Raw genomic sequence first — 18,915 nt, 5'->3', positions numbered from 1 at the left:
TCTGGGAGGAACCATGAGCCGCAACATCATTCTAGTCGATCCTTTGCCCAGAACGCTTGAGCTCATCATGACGCCTGACGTGCGTGCGCGCCTGGAAGAACTCGGTGAGGTGATCGTTTCGGAAGATCGCCAGATGCCGGACGAGCAGGTCGAAGCGCTGCTTCCCGAGACTGTGCTGATCTTTGGGCAGACGGACATGCCCAAGCAGCGCCTCGACAAGGCCCCGAAACTCAAGGCGATCATCAACGTTGAATCCAACTTCATGCCGAATATCGACTACCAGGCATGCGTCGAGCGGGGCATCTGGGTGATCACGCCGGCGTCTGCCTTCGCGTCGCCCGTCGCGGAAGCGGCGCTCGGCATGGCGCTTGATCTTTCGCGCGGCATCACCGCGGCCGACCGCGACTTTCGCGCCGGGACAGAAGAATACGGTCTTGCTGGTAATCGAGGTGTCTTCCGGTTTTCCGGCGCCCCAGTCGGCATTGTCGGCTTCGGCGACCTCGGCAAGCAGTTGCGGGAACTCATAAGGCCGTTCAGGAATACCGTCAGGGTCTTCGATCCATGGCTTCCAAGGGAAGCGATCGAACGGCTCGACTGCATCAGAAGCGACCTTGACGAGCTTTTGCGCGAAAGTCGCATTGTCTTTGTCTTCGCCAGCGTCACAAGCGAAAACGAGGGCTTCATCGGCCGTCGGGAATTTGCGCTGATGCAGCCAGGGGCGGCATTTCTGCTGATGAGCCGCGCTGCCGTGGTGGATTTCCCGGCAATGCTGGACGCAGTCGGCTCCGGACGTATCAGGGCGGCGACTGACGTGTTCCCCGACGAACCGGTGGCCGCAGACGATCCTGTCCGGCAGATCCCCGGCCTTCTTCTTTCGGCGCACCGCACAGGCGGCACGCGCGACGCATTCTACGAGATCGGCGCAATGGCAGTGGCTGACGCCGAACTGATCATGAGAGGTTTGCCGCCGCAGCTTTGCCGCCGCGCCGACCCCGCAACGGCGAGCAGGCTGAGGTCAAAGCCCGTATCGGTGTCGTAGACGCGACAACGATGTGACAGCCAATTTGCGTGGAGCAATGCACAAAAGAAAAAGCCTGCCGCGGGAGGAGGTGCGGCAGGCTATTTGAAATAGTTGAACAGCAGCTGGGAGGAGGAGTGCTGCTGTTCGCGCAGGCGCCCTTTGAGGAGGAGTGAGGCGCCTGCAAACACGAAGCTCTGCGGGAGGAGGTGCATCGCTTCGATGAATATTTATACAGGCTGTTTTAGCCTAAACGACAAGCAGGTTTCCGCACGGCAGCCATGCGCTATGCGCTTGCCGCGCAGCAGCCGACCACAGTCCAGAGCGGAGATATCCCGGCATTGATCAACCGGCGCCGATCACGTGGCGATGCCAAGCCAAAGTGGTGGACAGAAATCCCTGTAGCCGAGCACGGGCTCATCGCATCTTGGATCGAATTGGTCGATCGGCTTTGTCCGGTGACAGTGGGGATCGGTCCTGAATGCATAGCCCGGCATGTGAATGTACCGCTCAGACGCTGACGCTGTACCCAGCGCGGCGAATATCACCAGTATCGCGATGGATGTCCGCATTGCCTTGTCCTCCGCCTTTTATTTTATAATTTACTAAAATACATTGCAACGCGGTCTTCCTACGTCATTTTGTCGATGCTGCTGTGCATGTCTTCACGGCCAAAACGGCGCACTGTTCGACGACACGCCGCCGAGCAGACGTACCTCGCGATACCAACGCTGCACTGCAGCGACGAATACGGCTTGCCATGTTTATAAAAATGCTTATTACTAAACATATTGCTAAACATGATGATTGAGGAGTTCATGTCGGCATTCTCTGAAAACGGGTGAACTTGCGCCGCCGGCGAGGAGCTGGCCTTTGGTTCTGGGAGGAACTTATGCAGAAAACATCGAAAGCCCTTGTTGGGCTTGCCTCGGCATTTGTGCTGTCGTCGGCATTGCCAACTCTTGCGAAAGCCGACCAATTGACGCTCTGCTGGGCCGCGTGGGATCCAGCCAATGCGCTCGTCGAGCTGTCGAAGGATTTTACCGCAAAGACCGGAACGGACATGAAGTTCGAGTTCGTTCCCTGGACGAGCTATGCGGATCGCTTCCTCAACGAACTGAACTCCCATGGAAAGCTCTGCGACCTGATCATCGGCGACAGCCAGTGGATCGGCGGATCTGCGGAGAATGGCCACTACGTCAAGCTCAACGATTTCTTCGACAAGGAAGGCATCAAGATGGATGACTTCGTGCCGGCGACAGTCGTGGGCTATTCCGAGTGGCCGAAGAACTCACCAAACTACTGGGCGCTTCCTGCCATGGGCGACGTCGTCGGCTGGACCTATCGCAAGGATTGGTTCGAGAAGCCCGAACTGAAGAAGGCGTTCAAGGAAAAATACGGCTGGGAGCTTGCTGCCCCCAAGACCTATGACCAGTTGAAGCAGATCGCCGAGTTCTTCCAGAAGCGCGAGATCGACGGCAAAACCGTCTATGGGGCTTCGATCTACACCGAACGCGGCTCCGAAGGCATCACCATGGGCGTGACCAACGTCCTCTACGACTGGGGCTTCCAGTACGAAAATCCGAAGAAGCCCTACGAGATGGAAGGCTTCGTCAACTCCGCCGATGCGGTCAAGGGCCTCGAATTCTACAAGTCCCTCTATGATTGCTGCACACCGCCCGGCAGCTCCAACGTCTATATGGTCGAGTCCGCCGACGCGTTCAAATCCGGCCAGGTCGCCATGCAGATGAACTTTGCCTTCACCTGGCCCGGCCTCTACAAGGACGAGAAGGTTGGCGGCGACCGGATCGGCTTCTTCCCCAACCCTGCCGAAAAGGCACACTTCGCTCAGTTGGGTGGGCAAGGCATCTCGGTCGTCTCCTATTCCGACAAGAAGGATGCGGCGCTGCAATACATCAAGTGGTTCGCCCAGCCCGAGGTGCAGGCGAAATGGTGGAAACTCGGCGGCTATTCCTGCCTGAAGTCCGTCGTCAACGCGCCCGACTTCGCCGCCAGCCAGCCTTACGCCCAGGCCTTCCTCGACTCCATGGCCATCGTCAAGGACTTCTGGGCCGAGCCAAGCTACGCCACCCTTCTCCAGGACATGCAAAAACGCGTCCACAACTACGTCGTTGCCGGCAATGGCACCGCCCAGGAAGCGCTCGACGGACTGGTGAAGGATTGGACCGAGGTCTTCACGGACGACGGCAAGATCTAGTGTGCGGCTGGACACGCGACATCCTTGCCAGAATGGCGGTCCGGATCGGCAACAGGGCCGGGCCGCCAAGTGTCTCACATACGCAAAGACCAGGTGACATCTTGAATATCTCCCATTCCTCCATCGTCGAGAAGGCCGCGGACGCGACTGCAAGGGCAACGCCGGTATCGGTCGCCCGCCGCGTCCGCGGCCTCTCCGACAGGGCGATCGCCTGGGTGTTTATCGCACCCGCCATCACCCTGCTGCTCGCGATCAACATCTTCCCGCTCATCTGGGCAGTCTATCTCTCCTTCACGAACTACCGCGCCAACCGGCCGAATGCCCCCGTCCAGGGCGTCGGCTTCAGCAACTACGAGCGCGTTCTGACGGATCCGGATATCTGGCAGGCCATGCAGACAACGGCGCATTTCGTCTTCTGGACGATCGTCTTGCAGACGGTCATCGGCTTCGCGCTGGCGTATCTGATCGACCGCAAGTTTCGCGGCCATGCCTTCTGGACCACCATCATCCTCATTCCGATGATGTTGTCTCCAGCGGTCGTCGGCAATTTCTGGCGGTTTCTCTATGAGCCGCAGATCGGTCTCTTCGCCTATGCGGTTTCGCTTCTCACCGGCATCCCGACCTCCGACATCCAGATGCTCGGAAACGTGTCGCTTGCGCCCTGGGCGATCATCATCGTCGACACCTGGATGTGGACGCCCTATGTGATGCTGATCTGCCTTGCCGGCCTTCGCTCGATCCCCGACTACATCTACGAGGCAGCAGAGGTGGATCGCGCATCGGCATGGCGGCAGTTCTGGTCGATCACCGTACCGATGGCCCTGCCCTTCATCATGCTCGCCGTGCTTTTCCGCGGCATCGAGAATTTCAAGATGTTCGACATGGTGACCCTTTTGACAGGCGGCGGGCCAGGGTCAGTCACCGAAGTGGCGTCGATCACCCTAAAGCGAACCGCCTTCGAAAGCTGGGCAACCGGCCGGGCTTCCGCCTTCGCAATCGTCCTTTTCGTCGCGGTGTTTGGCCTTGCCAACATCTACGTCAAGGCTCTCAACAAGGTGAAGCAACGATGAGCTCCGTGACATCAGCCCATTCGGTCGTCGCACCGAGCCGCACCAGCAAGCGCATCGCTGGCGCAATCGTGGTCCTCTATGCGCTGATTACACTGATCCCGCTCGTCTGGATTTTCCTGACCAGCATCAAGTCGCCGCCCGATTCCATCAGCTATCCTCCCAAGATTGTCTTCACGCCAACCCTCGAAGGCTATTGCAACCTTCTCACCACGAGAACACGGCAGACGCCGGATTACATCGCTTCCCTGCCTGCACCGACGGGGACCTGCGATGAGGTGACGCGCAAGCGCAACATGGTGATCGCCGGCCCGTCGAACTTCCTGCCGCGCTTCGTCAATTCGCTGGTGATCGCGTTCGGCTCCACCTTCCTCGCGGTCTTCCTGGGAACGCTTGCCGCCTACGGCTTTTCTCGCTTCAAAATACCGCTCGCCGATGATCTGCTGTTCTTCATCCTGTCGACGCGCATGATGCCGCCGATCGCCGTCGCGATCCCGATCTATCTGATGTACCGCGAGCTTGGGCTTTCGGATACCGCTCTTGGAATGATCCTGCTCTATACGGCGGTCAACGTGTCGCTCGCAGTGTGGCTGCTCAAGGGGTTTATCGACGAGATCCCACGTGAATACGAGGAAGCCGCCATGATCGACGGCTACACGAGGCTGCAGGCCTTCCGCAAGGTCGTGCTGCCGCAAGCAACGACCGGCATCGCGGCTACCGCCATCTTCTGCCTGATCTTTGCCTGGAACGAATATGCTTTCGCAGCGCTCCTGACATCGGGCGAGGCGCAGACTGCACCGCCCTTTATCCCGACGATCATCGGCGAAGGCGGGCAGGACTGGCCGGCCGTGGCCGCCGGAACGACGATCTTCTTGATCCCGATCCTGGTCTTTACCATCCTCCTTCGCAAACAGCTGCTGCGCGGCATCACCTTCGGAGCGGTCCGCAAATGACGCACCTGATCGAAACACCACCCCCCACCCGTCCGAAACGGTCGTTCCTGCTGCGGCGCGGGCCGATGGAAAACATCGCCACGGTCCTGATCGCGGCGGGCTTCTTGATGCTGTTCCAGCCGTTCCTGCTGGTGCTCTACACCTATTCGCTGGTCACCCTTCTTGCGGGAACCGTCATGTTCATCATCGTCTCGAAGTTTCCGGAGTGAACCATGGCGGACATCAGGATCGAAAATCTGCGCAAGCAGTTCGGCAACTTCGTCGCGGTGCAGGCTTCGAGTTTCGTCATTCATGACGGCGAATTCCTCGCTTTGCTCGGGCCATCCGGCTGCGGCAAGACGACGACGCTTCGCATGATCGCCGGACTGGAACTGCCGACCAGCGGCAAGATCTACCTCGATGGCGAGGACGTTACGTTCAACCGGGCCAGCGCCCGCGACATCGCCTTCGTTTTCCAGCTCTTTGCGCTCTATCCGCACATGAACGTGCGCAAGAACATCGCATTCCCCTTGCTGTCGCAGGGAATGCCGAAGGCCGAAATCCGTGCCCGCGTCGAGGAAACGGCACGCCTGCTACAGATCAGCCATATCCTCGACAAGTCCGTCTCCGGCCTTGCCGGCGGCGACCGCCAGCGGGTGGCGCTCGGCCGAGCAATCGTGCGTCGACCGAAATGCTTCCTGATGGACGAGCCGCTCGGCACGCTCGATGCCGAGTTTCGCGAGGTCATGGTTCACGAACTGCGCGAACTCCACAACCGCATTCACGCAACGACGGTCTACGTCACCCACGACCAGCACGAGGCCATGGCGATGGCCGACAAGATCGCCGTCATGAACCACGGTGTCATCGAGCAGTTCGGGACGCCGCAGGAGATCTACAGCAAGCCGGCGACCATGTACGTCGCCGACTTCATCGGCTCGCCGCCGATGAATTTCATACGCTTCAACGCGGGCCTCCAAAAGGGTGCGCGCTCTGTCTCGCTCCACGGTGTCGACATTGCCGTTCCCGAGGTCAGGCAAGACATGGCCGAGGGCGAGCTGGCACTTGGGGTGCGGCCCGAGCACATCCGCTTCAGCGACGCCTCGCCGATCCGCGGCGCCGTCTACGGCAGCGAGTATCTTGGCACCGACCAGGTGGTCGCTGTCGAAACCTCCAGTGGATTGATCAAGGCGCGGGTTCCGGCAAACAGGAATTTTCGCATCGGCGAAACGGTCGGGCTCGAATTCAATCATTCAAACCTCGCGCTTTTTGACTGCAAGTCGGGCCGTGCGGTCGCTTCAGCGCTTTATCAGGAGGCCCAACATGGCTGATGTCGTTCTCAAGGGCCTCAACAAGAGCTTCGGCGAAACGAAGGCCCTGTCCAATCTCGATCTTGCGATCCGTGACGGCGAGTTCGTCGTGCTCTTGGGGCCAACAGGCGCCGGCAAGACGACGACGCTGCGGCTCATCGCCGGGCTTGAAAGACCCGACAGCGGCCGCATCGAGATCGGCGGCCGTGACGTCGCCACAGAGGCCCCGGCGGAGCGGGATGTCGCCTTTGTCTTCCAGCAGTATTCGCTCTACCCCCACATGACGGTCTATGAGAACCTCGCCTTTCCGTTGAAGGCGCCGGTGCGAAGACTGACCAAGGACGAGATCGATCGCCGTGTTCGCGACGTTGCACGCATGGTCCGGATCGACCACAAGCTGGAGAACCGCTCGACGCGTCTCTCCGGCGGGGAGATGCAACGCGTCGCGATCGGCCGCGCGCTGGTACGCCAGCCCGCGATTTACCTCATGGACGAGCCGCTTTCCTCGCTCGATGCCAAACTGCGCGCCGAGCTTCGCCTGGAACTGAAGCGGATCCAGAAGGAGTTGGGCTCGACATTGCTCTACGTGACCCACGACCAGGTGGAGGCCATGACCATGGCCGACCGTATCGGCATCGTCGCCGAAGGCCGGCTGATGCAGGTCGGAACCCCGCGCGAGATCTACGGCAACCCCGCCAACCTCCATGTTGCTGCCCGCCTCGGCCAACCGCATATCAACCTTCTGCCGGCTGATCTGCTTCCGGGCGGCCACCCTCCGTCCGGCACCAGAACCGTCGGCGCACGGACGGAGCATCTCGATATCGTCGTCGGGAAGGACGCCAATGCCGAGATCGACTGGGTCGAACATCTCGGCGATCAGAACCATCTGCACATCCGGGTCCGGGATCACAAGCTCGTCACACTTGCGGACCCATATCTTGCGATCAAACGAGGCGACAGGATTAACCTGACGCTGCGCGATCCGCTCTATTTCGGCGCGAGCGGAGAGCGTCTCTCCTGAACGCCAAACGAACCGATTATGGCATGCAAGACAAACGCACGGGTATCGACCAATGAAGCACTTTTTCAACCGCAGGGAAAACATCGTCACCGAGGCTTTGGATGGTCTGCTTCTGACGACCGGCAAGGGCCGTCTGGCGCGCCTGGATTCCTATCCCGATATCAAGGTGATCCTGCGCGCGGACTGGGACAAGTCGAAGGTGGCGATCATTTCCGGCGGGGGAGCCGGGCACGAGCCTTCGCACGCCGGGTTCGTCGGCAAGGGCATGCTGACGGCGGCGGTCTCGGGCGAGATATTCGCCTCGCCGAGCGTCGACGCGGTTCTGACGGCGATCCGCGCGGTCACCGGCCCCAAGGGGGCATTGCTGATTGTGAAAAATTATACGGGCGATCGCCTGAATTTCGGTTTGGCTGCCGAAAAAGCGCGCGCTGAGGGTTTCGATGTCGAGATGGTGATCGTCGCCGACGACATCGCCATACCTGACATAAATCAGCCGCGCGGCGTCGCCGGCACTTTGTTCGTGYACAAGATCGCCGGTTACTACGCAGAGGCAGGAGAAGACCTGGCGACAGTCGCGGCCCATGCCGGCGCAGCAGCCAGGGATATCGTCTCTCTCGGCATGTCTCTGTCGACTTGCAGCGTACCCGGCCAGGCTCACGAGAATCGCCTGGGGGAAAACGAAGGCGAGCTCGGCCTTGGCATCCACGGTGAGCCGGGGGTCGAGCGGATCGCGCTGCAGCCGGTCACCGATATCGTCGCCACCATGATCAGGCGGCTTCAGGCGGCACTGCGTGATGGCGGCGACCACGCGCTCCTCATCAACAATCTCGGAGCAGTGCCACCGCTCGAGATGGCCGTTATCGCAAACGCGGTCCTGTCCTCTCCCATCGCCAAGCGGGTCAGGTTGATTGTCGGTCCGGCGCCGATGATGACCGCGCTGAATATGAACGGCTTCTCGCTGTCGCTGATCCGGCTGGACACGGGTCGCGAGGCAGCATTGACGGCCGCGGTCGCCCCTCATGCCTGGGTTCCTGTGGTCGAACGCCACGAGCTTGCCGTCGCCAATGCTCCGACAACGGCTGCCAAGCCGCATCCAATTGGCGCGGCGAGCGAACATGAACAGAGCCGGCGTCTGATCACCGCACTTTGCAACCATCTGATATCGTTGGAGGACGAACTCAACCGGCTCGACGGCCGAGTTGGCGACGGCGATACGGGCACCACTGTCGCAGCCGGCGCCCGCAGCATCCTTGCCCGCATCGACACCCTGCCGCTCAAGCAGCCAGCCGCGACGCTCGCCGCGCTTGGCGATATCCTGGGCACCAGCATGGGCGGTTCCAGCGGCGTGCTGATGTCGATCTTCTTTACCGCCGCCGCAAAGGCAATGGCGCAAAAGCCGGATATTGCTGCGGCCCTTCTTGCCGGACTGGGCCGGATGACGTTCTATGGTGGCGCGGTCGTCGGCGACCGGACGATGGTGGATGCGCTTGCGCCGGCGCTGAACGCGCTGGCCTGCGGCAATGTTGCGACAGCTGCAAAGGCAGCGGCTGCAGGTGCAGAGGCGACGAAGTCGATGCGCAAGGCGAAAGCAGGGCGCGCGTCCTATGTCGGTGAAAGGGATCTCGCCGGCGTGCCCGATCCCGGCGCAGTCGCGGTCGCAGGAGCGTTCGAGGTTGCGGCACGCCTCGCATAGAATGCGAGGCGGTCCTTGGCGAGGATCGAAGGTGCGGGAGGATCGAAGGTGCGGATGGAACCGGTGCTTGTTTCGGGACTGATCGAAGTCTGCCGTCAGGCAATCGCTGAAAACAGCGAGCAGCTCTGCGCGCTTGATCGTGCGATCGGTGACGGCGACCATGGTACGAACATGCAGCGTGGCTGCGAGGCGGTCAGTGCCGAGGGCGCAAAGTTGTCAACCCTGCCTTTTCCGGATGCTGTGGAAGGGATCGGCCTGACCCTGGTGATGAACATAGGCGGCGCGGCCGGACCGCTTTACGGCACCTTGCTGATGGAAATGGGGCGCGAGCTTCGGCGGCGCGACGAGGCGGCTGAGTTTTCTGTCGTCCTGAAACAGGCAATCGACGCGGTGGCAAGGCGCGGACGTGCCCAGGAAGGCGACAAGACCCTGCTTGATGTCCTTTATCCCATTCATGCTGCGCTTACGGCACGATCGCCGCTCAGTGAAATCGCGATCAGGGCGGAACGGTCTGCCAGCCAGACCGCTGCAATGAAAGCGATGCGCGGCCGGGCATCCTATCTCGGCGACCGTTCGATCGGGCATGTGGATCCGGGCGCATCGAGCTGCGCGCTGCTGACCACGGCAATATGTCACTATCTGGAGGAGCACTATCCGCAATGAGTGGAAAAACCGCAAATGTGGGGATCGTGATCGTCTCTCATTCGCCCCTCGTCGCACGGGGCATTGCTGACATGGTGCGGCAGATGGTCGGAGATTGCATCCCGCTCGCCTGGTCAGGCGGGAACGTGCACGGTGAGCTTGGGACGGATGCCGCCGGCATCCTTCGTGCAATCGAGTCTGCCTGGTCGGATGCCGGCGTTGCTGTCTTCGTCGATCTCGGCGGCGCAGAAACCAACAGCGAAATGGCCATCGAGATGCTCGGCGCGCCACGGGCGGGCCTGGTCTCGATCTGCAACGCGCCGCTKGTCGAGGGCGCTGTGATCGCGGCAGCCGAAGCATCCGGCGGCGCATCGCTCGCAAAAGTCGTCGCCACGGCCGAGGAATTATCGCCTTTATGACCAGCGAGCCTGATAAGGAGAAACGAGAGGAAACTTCAGTGCACGCAAGCTGCCAGACGGAAGTGGAAGTCAAGCACGGCGTGGGCCTGCATGCCCGCCCCTCCGTCACGTTCACGCGGCTTGCCAAATCCTTCCCCTGCTCCATCGAAGTCGCCGTCAACGGCAGCGACGTCTGGCTGAACGGCAAGAGCATCATCAAGATCATGGGCGCCAGAATCCGCAAGGGGTCGATCCTCAAGATACGGGCCGACGGAATTCTCGCTGAGGAAGCAATCCGGGTCTTGAGAGAACTCATCGAGCGCAATTTCGATGAGGAGAAGAAGCATGGCCGGACGGTTTAGGGTAAAGGCTAGAAGCGCATCTCCCGGCGTCGCGACCGGCCCGGTTCACCTGGCGGAACCGCCGGACCTCCCGGTTGGGTCTCGCCTGCAGACCGCTTGGCAATATGACAGCCTTACAGCAGCAATCGAAACCGCAATCGGCCAACTTGAGCAGCTCACTCAGGGCGCCGACAGCGAGAGCCGGGACATCATCGATTTTCAGATCGAAGTGCTTCACGATCCAACGATCGCCGAGGCGACGGAAGCGCGTATGGCCACAGGCGAAAACGTCGCTTTCGCCTGGGTCAATACGCTCGACGGATACATAAGGGAGCTGGAATCCTCTGACGAGGAACAGATGCGCGCCCGCGCCGTCGATATATTGGACATCAAGAACCGTGTGCTTGGCGCGCTGGCCGGGACCGCAGTCGCCGACTTTCCTGCCGGTTCGGTGTTCGTGGCCAGAGATATGGAGCCGAGCCGTTTTCTGGCGCATGACTGGTCGGCGGGCGGCGGCATTGCGCTTTTCGATGGCAGCACGGTGGGCCATGTCGCCTTGCTCGCCAGGTCGAGATCAATTCCGATGGTGGTCAACGCCGGTCCCTTCACGACACTTGGCGGACACCAGATCCAGGTGGATGGCGACAGCGGCGAGATCGTCCTGCAAGGCGACCGGCCGTCGTCCCCGACTGCGCTTTCTCATCCAACCGCCACCCGCGACAACGCAATCGCATCCGACGATGGCGATGCGCTGACAGCAGATGGGGTGCAGATTAGACTGTTCCTCAATCTCAATGATCCGGCCGAAATCGCCTCCGTCGATCCGGCAACAATTGCCGGTGTGGGATTGATGCGCTCGGAGTTCGCGGTGATGTCGGTCGCCGATGCCGCAAACGAGGACAAGCAGTTCGCGATCTATCGACGCGTCTTGGAATGGGCGGGGGAAAAACCCGTGACGATCCGCATGTTTGATTTCGGCGGCGACAAGCCGCTTTCGGGTCTTGGCGATCAACCGGCATTGTCTGCGATGGGGCCGCGCGGCATACGGTTGCTCCTTGCCCGGCCCGAAATTGCACGCGTCCAGGCGCGTGCGCTGCTTCGCGCTGCTGTGTCAGGAACACTCGCCGTCATGCTGCCGATGGTGACCTTTCCGTCGGAGGTCGAGCAGATGCGCCTGATATTCCTCGACCAGGCACGCCAACTCGACCGCCGCGGCATTGCCCATCGCATGCCCTCCATTGGAATGATGGTAGAGGTGCCCGCTGCCGCCTTGATGCTGGATAGGTTTGTGGCGGCAGACTTTTTTTCGTTCGGCACCAACGATCTCGCGCAGTACCTGATCGCCTCTGCCCGGGAAGGCACTGATTTCGAGATGCAGTATGACGCGGCAAAGCCGGCCGTCGTCCGTCTCTTGGAACAGGCCGTCAAACTTGGCGCCGGAAAACCGGTCAGCATTTGTGGGGATATGGCGAGCGATCCGCAATCCGTGCCATCCCTTCTAGCGGCCGGTTTGCGGAATTTTTCCGTAGCGCCGGGTCGCCTTGGCGCGATAAGATCGGCGATCGTCGGCCTGAACGCCGACGGGACAACGGCAGCCGGAGTATAGAATGGCGCGCGAAGACACCGAAGACGCCATCATCGCCTACAAGTCCATCCTGGCGCAAATCATCGACAACAGGCCGTCCGGCACCCGTCAGCGCCTGGCGACCGAGCTTGGCAAGCACCGCAGCTTTGTCACACAGATCACCAGCCCGAGCTACACGACACCGCTACCGGCACGCCATCTCGCGACGATCTTCAGGGTCTGTCATTTCAGCGCCACCGAACAGGACCGCTTTCTTGACGCCTACCAGAATGCGCATCCTGGAAAGCTACCGGAGCTCGGTCATTCCGAAAAACTGCGGCACCTGTCTCTGATGGTACCGGATTTCGGCGACGAACGACGCAACCGCCTTCTGGAGGAAGCGATCTCGGATCTCGTCCAGAAGATCGTCGCGATCTCGGGGGGGCCGGAATGACCGGCAGAGCAACAGCCACGGCCTAATCGGCCATAGCGATCGCCGCCTTGGGAGGGGCTCGATGAAGAAGTTCATGAACACAGCGCAAACTATGGTCGCCGAAAGCGTCGAAGGCTTTGTGCGCGCCCATGAAGCCTTCGTTGTGTTCGGTGCTGAGCGCAAATGCGTCCGCCGCCGTGGCCTGACGCCGGGAAAGGTCGCCATCATCTCCGGTGGCGGCGCCGGCCACGAGCCAATGCATATCGGCTTTGTCGGCCGCGGCATGCTGGATGCTGCCTGCATCGGGCACATTTTCACGTCGCCAACGCCGAGCCAGATTATCAGTGCCATCGACGAAACGGATACGGGAGCCGGCTGCCTTCTCATCGTCAAGAATTACGACGGTGACGTCATGAACTTCGAAATGGCGATGGAGATGGTCGGCGACCGCCACACTATCGAAATGCTCGTCGTCAGCGATGACATGGAAACGGCAAGGAACGGCGACGGCCGCGGACGTCGCGGTGTTGCCGGCACGCTTGTCATCGAGAAGATCATCGGCGCTGCAGCGGAGCAGGGCATGTCACTTGCGCAGCTCAAGGCACTTGGAGACCGATTGGATGGCAAGGTTCGATCCATGGGCGTGGCACTGAGCGGCGTTACCGTTCCGCAGACAGAGCGCGCGACGTTCTCGCTCGGGCCTGAGGAAATGGAATTGGGGGTAGGCATTCACGGGGAGCCCGGCCATTCTCGAGAACCCTTTTGTTCGTCTGATGTCATTGTCGAAAAGCTCTGCAGGATCATTGCGGCCGACATTGCTATGCCAGACGACGCCAAGGCGCTGCTGTTCGTCAATGGCCTTGGAAGTACACCACCGGCCGAGCTCTATATTGCCTATAACGCTGCCCGCAATTTCCTGGAGCAGCGACACATCCGCGTCGAGCGCTCGCTGGTCGGGACCTACGTCACCTCGCTCGACATGCAGGGGCTGTCCGTCACCCTCGCCCACTTGACGGACGAGCAGATCGCCCTGTGGGACCAACCTGTAGCGACAGCGGCACTTCATTGGGGCAACGGCTGACCCGAGAGCCGCCATCCCCATACTGCCAAGCCGTTGTCGTCTTTGGCTCAAACCCGGTTGCCTCAAAAAGCGACCACGACGGCACCGCCCGTCATGCCAGCGCCTGCAGCCGCCAGGAGAAGCCTGTCATCGCCGTCGAAGCGGCGCGCCCTGTTCGCAATCGAGAGCGATAGCGGGATGGTCGCTGCCGACGAGTTTCCATAATCTGCGATCGTGCTCACTGTTTTCGTCGGCGCGATACCCACCCTCTCGCCCACGGCACCAAAGATGCGGCTGTTGGCCTGATGCGGAACGAAGCGCGTGATATCTCGCGGCAGGAGGCCCGCTTGGCCGAGTGCGCATAGCGACGACGTCGCCATCATCGCGACGGCACGCGAAAACACCTCGCGTCCGTCCCGCATCGTCATGAGGCAATCCTCGGCGCTGATGTCAGGCCCAAACGGCTGGTTACTGCCGCCGGCTGCAATCGAGATCAGGTCGTAGCCGCTTCCGTCGGCAACGAGGTCAACGCCGCGCAGGCCCGCATCGGGGTCGCTCGCCGGCGCCAGTACGACCGCGCCGGCCGCATCGGCAAACAAGACCGAACTCGCGCGCTCGGCGGGATTGATGCGGCGGCTGAGAATGTTTGCCGCGACAACGAGAACCGGTCGTCCCTGCGTGCGGACAAAGCCGTCAGCCAAGGTCAGCGCATAGAGAAAGCCCGAGCAGGCTCCGGCAAGATCGATAGCACCGGCATTGCGAAGACCAAGGCGGTGGGCGAGCAAGGGTGCCGATGGCGGCAGCAGGTGATCAGGGGTCGACGTCGCAAGCAGAGTGAGGGCGATGTCAGTGCGCTCAACGCCGGCATCGTCCAGCGCCATCGCGCCAGCGTTTGCCGCAAGGCCGCTTAAGGTCTCGCCCTCGCTCGCCCAGTGCCTGTATCTGATGCCGGTCCGCTGCTCGATCCAACCACGCTCGAGACCGAGCCTGATCTCGATTTCGCGGCTGTCGACCCGGCGCGCGGGAACGCTGTGTCCGAAGCCCACAAGCCGCGACGATTTGACGGTCGTCATGCAGCGCCTCCGACCAGGGATGCAGCCTCGTCGATCGTTTCATAGGCGTGGTCAAGCTCCGCCGCCGTCACGCAATAGGGCGGCATGAGATAGATGACATTGCCAAGCGGTCGGACAAGCAGGCCGCGTTCGCGGAAGAAGGTGCGAAGTCTCGGGCCGACATCTGCCAGGTAGCCGCCAGCCTCGGTGTTGAGGTCGAGTGCCGCGATCGTGCCGATCTGGCGAACGTTCCCGAACCTTTTGTCGCAGTCAAAGCGCGACAACCGCTCTCGATGCATGTCTGCCAGATCCTTGACGCGCGCCAGCACAGGCTCGTCGCGCCAGATGCCGAGATTTGCGACTGCCGCAGCACATGCAATCGGATTGGCCGTGTATGAACTCGAATGGAAGAACGTCTTTTTCCGATCCGTCGAAAGATGCGCATCGAATATTTCCCCGGTGCACAGCGTCGCAGCCAGCGGCAGCGCGCCGCCCGTCAGCCCCTTTGACGTGCACAATATATCCGGTGCCACACCTGCCTGTTCGCATGCAAAAACCGTGCCCGTGCGTCCCCAGCCGGTCATGACCTCATCGGCAATCAGGAGCGTTCCATGATGCTGCGCGATTGCCTTCAATGCGGCAAGCAGCGGTGGAGTAAACAGTCTCATCCCTCCAGCGCCGAGGATGAGCGGTTCGACCAGGAGCGCTGCCACCTCGCCCGACCGGCAGACGCGTTCGAAGACGTCAAGCGTTTCCTGCTCTTGGCCGGGTTCGGGAAAGGGAAGGCGATCGACGCCGAAAAGAAGCGGCTCATAGGCAGCGTTGAAAACACCCCGTTCTCCCGCCGACATCGTTCCAATGGTGTCCCCGTGGTAGCCATGCTGCATGACGGCGATACGATTGCGCGCCGCGCCCCTGTTGGCAAAGAAGCCCAGCGCCATCTTCAATCCAACCTCGACGGCGGTCGATCCGCTGTCGGAGTAAAAGACATGCGCGAGGCCGGGCGGCGCCAGGGCGAGTAGCCCCACGGCCAGCTCCTCGGCCGGAGCGTGCGTGTATTCCGCAAAGATCAGCTGGTCGTATTGCCCCGCCGCCGTCGCGATCGCCTTGACGATCGCCGGATGCCGATGGCCGTGGGTGATCACCCACCAGGACGAAATCGCATCGAGAATACGATTGCCGTCTTCATCAATGAGATAGGCGCCCTCGGTCTCGACGATCCTGCGCATCGACGGCTCGAGCGCATGCTGCGTAAAGGGATGCCATACAGCCGAGCGGGTCACGCAAAACCCTCCTTGAAGCGTGTGATGTCAAAGTTTTCGGCAAAGGCGCGGGCAAGTACCCTTGGCGTCAGCGCGGGCAATTGCGGCAGGCGGCCAAGCGATCGAACGCCGCCAAACTCGGTGATGATCCGCTCAGTCTCAACATTCTCATCGCCGATGAAGGCAATGCCGAAGACAGGAACACGCCGGCTGCGCAGCGCTTCAAGCGACAGAAGCGTATGGTTGATGGTGCCGAGCGTGGTTCGCGTGCACAAAATGACCGGGACCTGCCATCGCGCGAACATGTCGGCGAACAGCAACCGGTCGTTCAGGGGCACCAGCAAACCACCGGCGCCTTCGATGACCAGTGGTGCGTCGGTTTCGGGTGGTATCAATCGTTCGGGATCGATCGAAATGCGATCGAGCCGCGCGGCCAGATGCGGTGAGGCCGGCGTCTTCAGCCTGTATGCCTCGGGAAGAACGCGCGACGCGAGGGCCGCGCCAAGCCGAATGACCGTCTGGCTGTCGGTCTCTTCGTCCAGGCCCGATTGCACCGGTTTCCAGTAGTAGCCACCCAGCGCGCTGGTCAGGGCGGCGCTGAAGACCGTTTTTCCGATACCGGTGTCGGTGCCGGTGACAACAAAACGCAGCGTCATGCGCGTTCCTCCGCAAGAACGGTCGCCAGGCGCTCGAGCATCGCGACGATCATGTCCGTGTCGACGTTGAGCGTGATGGCAATCCTGAGCCGTGCCGTGCCTTCCGGCACCGTCGGTGGCCGGATTGCACGGATATCAAAGCCGTCGTCTCTCATCCTGGTGGCGATCCTGACAGCCCTGGCATTGTCGCCGATGATGACCGGCAGAATCTGCGATCCACTTGCCGGCACACCGAGAACCCGCGTGAGCGCGGCGTTTGCGAAGGCGCACCGTGCATCGAAGCAGGCGCGGTGTTGGGGCTCGTCGCCGAGAATGCGCAAAGCCTCGCGAACGCCCGCGGCCACCAGAGGCGATGGCGCGGTAGAATAGATGAAGCCGCGCGCGCGATTGACGAGATAGTTGCAGATGACCGCATTAGCGGACAACAGTGCGCCGGAAACGCCAAGTGCCTTGCCGCATGTGTGCAGAGCGATGACATTTTCGCCTGTCGCTTGACCCGCCGCAAGACCTCGGCCGCCCGGTCCGAAAACGCCGGTCGCATGTGCCTCGTCGACGACAAGAAACGCGTCGTGCGCCTTGGCGATGCGTAAAAGCTCGGCAAGCGGCGCGCGGTCACCGTCCATGGAGTAAAGGCTCTCGACCGCGATCCAGGGTCGCCCTGTACCGCCGCAACGACGCCAGGAGCCGATCGCATCGTCAAATGCCTGTGCATCATTGTGCGGGACGGAGATCGCCAGCGCTTTGCTGGCGGTGATCCCCTCATGGGCGCTGGCATGGATCAGCGCATCGTGGACGATGACGTCCTCGCGTTGCGGCAGGGTCGAAAACAGGGCCACATTCGCGGCATAACCGCTACCGAAATAGAGCGCTCTCTCGGCCCCAAAATAGGCTGCCGCTTCCGCTTCCAGTGCCTCGTGCTCAGGGTGGTTGCCTCGCAGCAATCTTGAGCCGCCTGCCCCGACCGGCACGCCGCGCACAAGCGCTGCGGTGATCGCATCCTTCAGCCGATCAGACCGGGCAAGGCCAAGGTAGTCGTTCGAGGTGAAATCTATTCCAGTCTGAGCGACCAGCGCACGGCCGCGACCCTTGCGTTCGAGGCCGGCCAACGTCCTCTCATACCGGGCAAGGCCGGCTGTGCTCATCGCACCGGCTCCAGCTCCATCGGCCGCAGGCCCAGACGACGGAACAAAGCGCTGTCATGGTCTTCGCCCGGATTGTCGGCCGTCAGCAAGGTGTCGCCGACGAAGATGGAGTTGGCGCCTGCCAAGAAGCAAAGCGCCTGCATCTCGTCGCTCATCTCGGTCCGACCCGCCGAAAGACGCACGTGAGACGTAGGCATCAGGATGCGCGCCAGTGCGATCGTGCGGACGAAGTCGATCGGGTCGACGGGCTCGGCGTCGGCAAGCTTCGATCCCGGGATCGGGATCAGCATGTTGATTGGCACGCTCTCTGGAGGCACCGCCAGATTGGCAAGAGTGACCAGCATCGAGATGCGATCCTCACTGGTCTCGCCCATCCCGAGGATGCCACCGGCGCAGACCTTTATGCCCGCCTCGCGCACATTTGCCAGTGTCTCAAGACGATCGGCGAAGCTGCGCGTCGTGATGATCTCGCTGTAGAAGCTTTCCGACGTGTCGACATTGTGGTTGTAGTAGTCGAGGCCGGCGTCTGCCAGCGAAGCGGACTGAGCGGGTGTCAGCATCCCGAGCGTCATGCAGGTCTCCATGCCCAGCGCCTTGACGCCATGCACCATGGCAACGACCTGATCCATGTCCCGATCCTTGGGACTGCGCCAGGCCGCACCCATGCAATAGCGGGTGGCGCCAGCCTCCCTTGCCTTGCGGGCTTCGGCCAGCACACGCTCGACTTCCATCAGCTTCGAGGCCTTCAGGCCCGTCGGATAGTGAGCCGACTGGCTGCAATATCCACAGTCCTCCGCACAGCCCCCTGTCTTGATGGACAACAGTCGGCTCATTTGGATCGCGTTGGGATCGAAATTGGCACGGTGGATGGTCTGCGCACGAAAGAGGAGATCGTTGAACGGCAAATTATAGATAATACTCGCATTCTCGACCGAACACGCGAACGAACCAGCCGCTCCGGCTTGATCGCGCAGGATGAACTCTGATGTTTCAAGCCGCATCTGCTAATGTGCCTCCCCTGGATTTGATCACAATATAGATATGCATGTACTTTTATCTATAATTTTGCAAGCTGGCAGAAACGGAATAGATCACACGCTCCCAGC

19 protein-coding genes are annotated in these 18,915 nt (G+C 61.3%); 14 read left to right on the top strand and 5 right to left on the bottom strand.

Features of this window, described 5'->3' with window-relative positions:
• The first annotated feature begins 13 nt into the window (after window positions 1–13).
• From AC1DMK_RS11860 to AC1DMK_RS11795, 14 genes are all read left to right on the top strand, one after another.
• Window positions 14–1,039: a hydroxyacid dehydrogenase gene (locus tag AC1DMK_RS11860; RefSeq protein ID WP_037061852.1), complete on the top strand. Its 1,026-nt coding sequence runs from the start codon at window positions 14–16 to the stop codon at window positions 1,037–1,039.
• An 871-nt stretch (window positions 1,040–1,910) separates the two neighbouring features.
• Window positions 1,911–3,236 (top strand): ABC transporter substrate-binding protein, encoded by a 1,326-nt coding sequence (locus AC1DMK_RS11855; protein ID WP_477859159.1) that lies wholly within the window; start codon window positions 1,911–1,913, stop codon window positions 3,234–3,236.
• A 101-nt stretch (window positions 3,237–3,337) separates the two neighbouring features.
• Complete coding sequence (locus tag AC1DMK_RS11850; protein WP_477859157.1) at window positions 3,338–4,306, top strand: carbohydrate ABC transporter permease; 969 nt, start codon at window positions 3,338–3,340, stop codon at window positions 4,304–4,306.
• On the top strand, window positions 4,303–5,256 hold the full coding sequence (locus tag AC1DMK_RS11845; RefSeq protein WP_477859155.1) for a carbohydrate ABC transporter permease: 954 nt from the start codon (window positions 4,303–4,305) through the stop codon (window positions 5,254–5,256). Before AC1DMK_RS11850 ends, AC1DMK_RS11845 begins: the two co-directional genes overlap by 4 nt.
• Window positions 5,253–5,465, top strand: coding sequence for a hypothetical protein (locus AC1DMK_RS11840; RefSeq protein WP_037061856.1), 213 nt, complete (start codon window positions 5,253–5,255; stop codon window positions 5,463–5,465). Before AC1DMK_RS11845 ends, AC1DMK_RS11840 begins: the two co-directional genes overlap by 4 nt.
• 3 nt (window positions 5,466–5,468) lie before the next feature.
• Window positions 5,469–6,566, top strand: coding sequence for an ABC transporter ATP-binding protein (locus AC1DMK_RS11835; RefSeq protein ID WP_477859152.1), 1,098 nt, complete (start codon window positions 5,469–5,471; stop codon window positions 6,564–6,566).
• Complete coding sequence (locus AC1DMK_RS11830) at window positions 6,559–7,566, top strand: ABC transporter ATP-binding protein (RefSeq protein ID WP_477859150.1); 1,008 nt, start codon at window positions 6,559–6,561, stop codon at window positions 7,564–7,566. Before AC1DMK_RS11835 ends, AC1DMK_RS11830 begins: the two co-directional genes overlap by 8 nt.
• A gap of 52 nt (window positions 7,567–7,618) precedes the next feature.
• Window positions 7,619–9,259 (top strand): dihydroxyacetone kinase subunit DhaK, encoded by a 1,641-nt coding sequence (locus tag AC1DMK_RS11825; RefSeq protein WP_477859148.1) that lies wholly within the window; start codon window positions 7,619–7,621, stop codon window positions 9,257–9,259.
• A 54-nt stretch (window positions 9,260–9,313) separates the two neighbouring features.
• Window positions 9,314–9,922 (top strand): dihydroxyacetone kinase subunit DhaL, encoded by a 609-nt coding sequence (dhaL, locus tag AC1DMK_RS11820; RefSeq protein ID WP_477859410.1) that lies wholly within the window; start codon window positions 9,314–9,316, stop codon window positions 9,920–9,922.
• Window positions 9,919–10,320 carry a dihydroxyacetone kinase phosphoryl donor subunit DhaM gene (gene dhaM, locus AC1DMK_RS11815; RefSeq protein ID WP_037061863.1) on the top strand — a complete coding sequence of 134 codons (402 nt, stop codon included), beginning with the start codon at window positions 9,919–9,921 and terminating at the stop codon, window positions 10,318–10,320. The genes dhaL and dhaM overlap by 4 nt, the downstream gene beginning before the upstream one ends.
• A complete protein-coding gene (locus tag AC1DMK_RS11810; protein WP_477859146.1) occupies window positions 10,317–10,661 on the top strand; it encodes an HPr family phosphocarrier protein in 345 nt (114 codons plus the stop codon). Before dhaM ends, AC1DMK_RS11810 begins: the two co-directional genes overlap by 4 nt.
• Complete coding sequence (locus tag AC1DMK_RS11805) at window positions 10,645–12,246, top strand: putative PEP-binding protein (RefSeq protein ID WP_477859144.1); 1,602 nt, start codon at window positions 10,645–10,647, stop codon at window positions 12,244–12,246. The genes AC1DMK_RS11810 and AC1DMK_RS11805 overlap by 17 nt, the downstream gene beginning before the upstream one ends.
• 1 nt (window position 12,247) lies before the next feature.
• Complete coding sequence (locus AC1DMK_RS11800; RefSeq protein WP_037061867.1) at window positions 12,248–12,658, top strand: hypothetical protein; 411 nt, start codon at window positions 12,248–12,250, stop codon at window positions 12,656–12,658.
• A 61-nt stretch (window positions 12,659–12,719) separates the two neighbouring features.
• Entirely contained in the window at window positions 12,720–13,718 is a 999-nt protein-coding gene (locus AC1DMK_RS11795) for a dihydroxyacetone kinase subunit DhaK (protein WP_477859141.1), read from the top strand.
• Between the two features lie 62 nt (window positions 13,719–13,780).
• On the opposite strand, the gene AC1DMK_RS11790 is transcribed toward AC1DMK_RS11795, so the two are convergent.
• The 5 genes from AC1DMK_RS11790 to bioB are packed head-to-tail and all read right to left on the bottom strand — an operon-like array spanning window position 13,781 to window position 18,810.
• On the bottom strand, window positions 13,781–14,770 hold the full coding sequence (locus AC1DMK_RS11790; RefSeq protein ID WP_037061870.1) for a beta-ketoacyl-ACP synthase III: 990 nt from the start codon (window positions 14,768–14,770) through the stop codon (window positions 13,781–13,783).
• A complete protein-coding gene (locus AC1DMK_RS11785) occupies window positions 14,767–16,032 on the bottom strand; it encodes an adenosylmethionine--8-amino-7-oxononanoate transaminase (protein ID WP_477859139.1) in 1,266 nt (421 codons plus the stop codon). Before AC1DMK_RS11785 ends, AC1DMK_RS11790 begins: the two co-directional genes overlap by 4 nt.
• Complete coding sequence (bioD, locus tag AC1DMK_RS11780; RefSeq protein WP_477859137.1) at window positions 16,029–16,667, bottom strand: dethiobiotin synthase; 639 nt, start codon at window positions 16,665–16,667, stop codon at window positions 16,029–16,031. Before bioD ends, AC1DMK_RS11785 begins: the two co-directional genes overlap by 4 nt.
• Window positions 16,664–17,809, bottom strand: coding sequence for an 8-amino-7-oxononanoate synthase (locus AC1DMK_RS11775; RefSeq protein WP_477859136.1), 1,146 nt, complete (start codon window positions 17,807–17,809; stop codon window positions 16,664–16,666). Before AC1DMK_RS11775 ends, bioD begins: the two co-directional genes overlap by 4 nt.
• Window positions 17,806–18,810 (bottom strand): biotin synthase BioB, encoded by a 1,005-nt coding sequence (gene bioB / locus AC1DMK_RS11770; RefSeq protein ID WP_477859134.1) that lies wholly within the window; start codon window positions 18,808–18,810, stop codon window positions 17,806–17,808. The genes AC1DMK_RS11775 and bioB overlap by 4 nt, the downstream gene beginning before the upstream one ends.
• Between the last annotated feature and the right edge of the window lie 105 nt (window positions 18,811–18,915).

The sequence above is a fragment of the Rhizobium sp. 05L419 genome (assembly GCF_056397845.1).
The sequence above is the reverse complement of the archived record's forward strand: the minus strand, read 5'-3'. Positions and strand labels throughout refer to the sequence as shown.

Excerpts from the sequence above, each read along its gene's own strand:
- AC1DMK_RS11860 (WP_037061852.1), top strand. The coding sequence starts at position 14 with ATGAGCCGCAACATCATTCTAGTCGATCCTTTGCCCAGAACGCTTGAG.
- AC1DMK_RS11855 (WP_477859159.1), top strand. The coding sequence starts at position 1,911 with ATGCAGAAAACATCGAAAGCCCTTGTTGGGCTTGCCTCGGCATTTGTG.
- AC1DMK_RS11845 (WP_477859155.1), top strand. The coding sequence starts at position 4,303 with ATGAGCTCCGTGACATCAGCCCATTCGGTCGTCGCACCGAGCCGCACC.
- AC1DMK_RS11840 (WP_037061856.1), top strand. The coding sequence starts at position 5,253 with ATGACGCACCTGATCGAAACACCACCCCCCACCCGTCCGAAACGGTCG.
- AC1DMK_RS11835 (WP_477859152.1), top strand. The coding sequence starts at position 5,469 with ATGGCGGACATCAGGATCGAAAATCTGCGCAAGCAGTTCGGCAACTTC.
- AC1DMK_RS11830 (WP_477859150.1), top strand. The coding sequence starts at position 6,559 with ATGGCTGATGTCGTTCTCAAGGGCCTCAACAAGAGCTTCGGCGAAACG.
- dhaL (WP_477859410.1), top strand. The coding sequence starts at position 9,314 with ATGGAACCGGTGCTTGTTTCGGGACTGATCGAAGTCTGCCGTCAGGCA.
- AC1DMK_RS11810 (WP_477859146.1), top strand. The coding sequence starts at position 10,317 with ATGACCAGCGAGCCTGATAAGGAGAAACGAGAGGAAACTTCAGTGCAC.
- AC1DMK_RS11805 (WP_477859144.1), top strand. The coding sequence starts at position 10,645 with ATGGCCGGACGGTTTAGGGTAAAGGCTAGAAGCGCATCTCCCGGCGTC.
- AC1DMK_RS11800 (WP_037061867.1), top strand. The coding sequence starts at position 12,248 with ATGGCGCGCGAAGACACCGAAGACGCCATCATCGCCTACAAGTCCATC.
- AC1DMK_RS11795 (WP_477859141.1), top strand. The coding sequence starts at position 12,720 with ATGAAGAAGTTCATGAACACAGCGCAAACTATGGTCGCCGAAAGCGTC.
- AC1DMK_RS11790 (WP_037061870.1), bottom strand. The coding sequence starts at position 14,770 with ATGACGACCGTCAAATCGTCGCGGCTTGTGGGCTTCGGACACAGCGTT.
- bioD (WP_477859137.1), bottom strand. The coding sequence starts at position 16,667 with ATGACGCTGCGTTTTGTTGTCACCGGCACCGACACCGGTATCGGAAAA.
- AC1DMK_RS11775 (WP_477859136.1), bottom strand. The coding sequence starts at position 17,809 with ATGAGCACAGCCGGCCTTGCCCGGTATGAGAGGACGTTGGCCGGCCTC.
- bioB (WP_477859134.1), bottom strand. The coding sequence starts at position 18,810 with ATGCGGCTTGAAACATCAGAGTTCATCCTGCGCGATCAAGCCGGAGCG.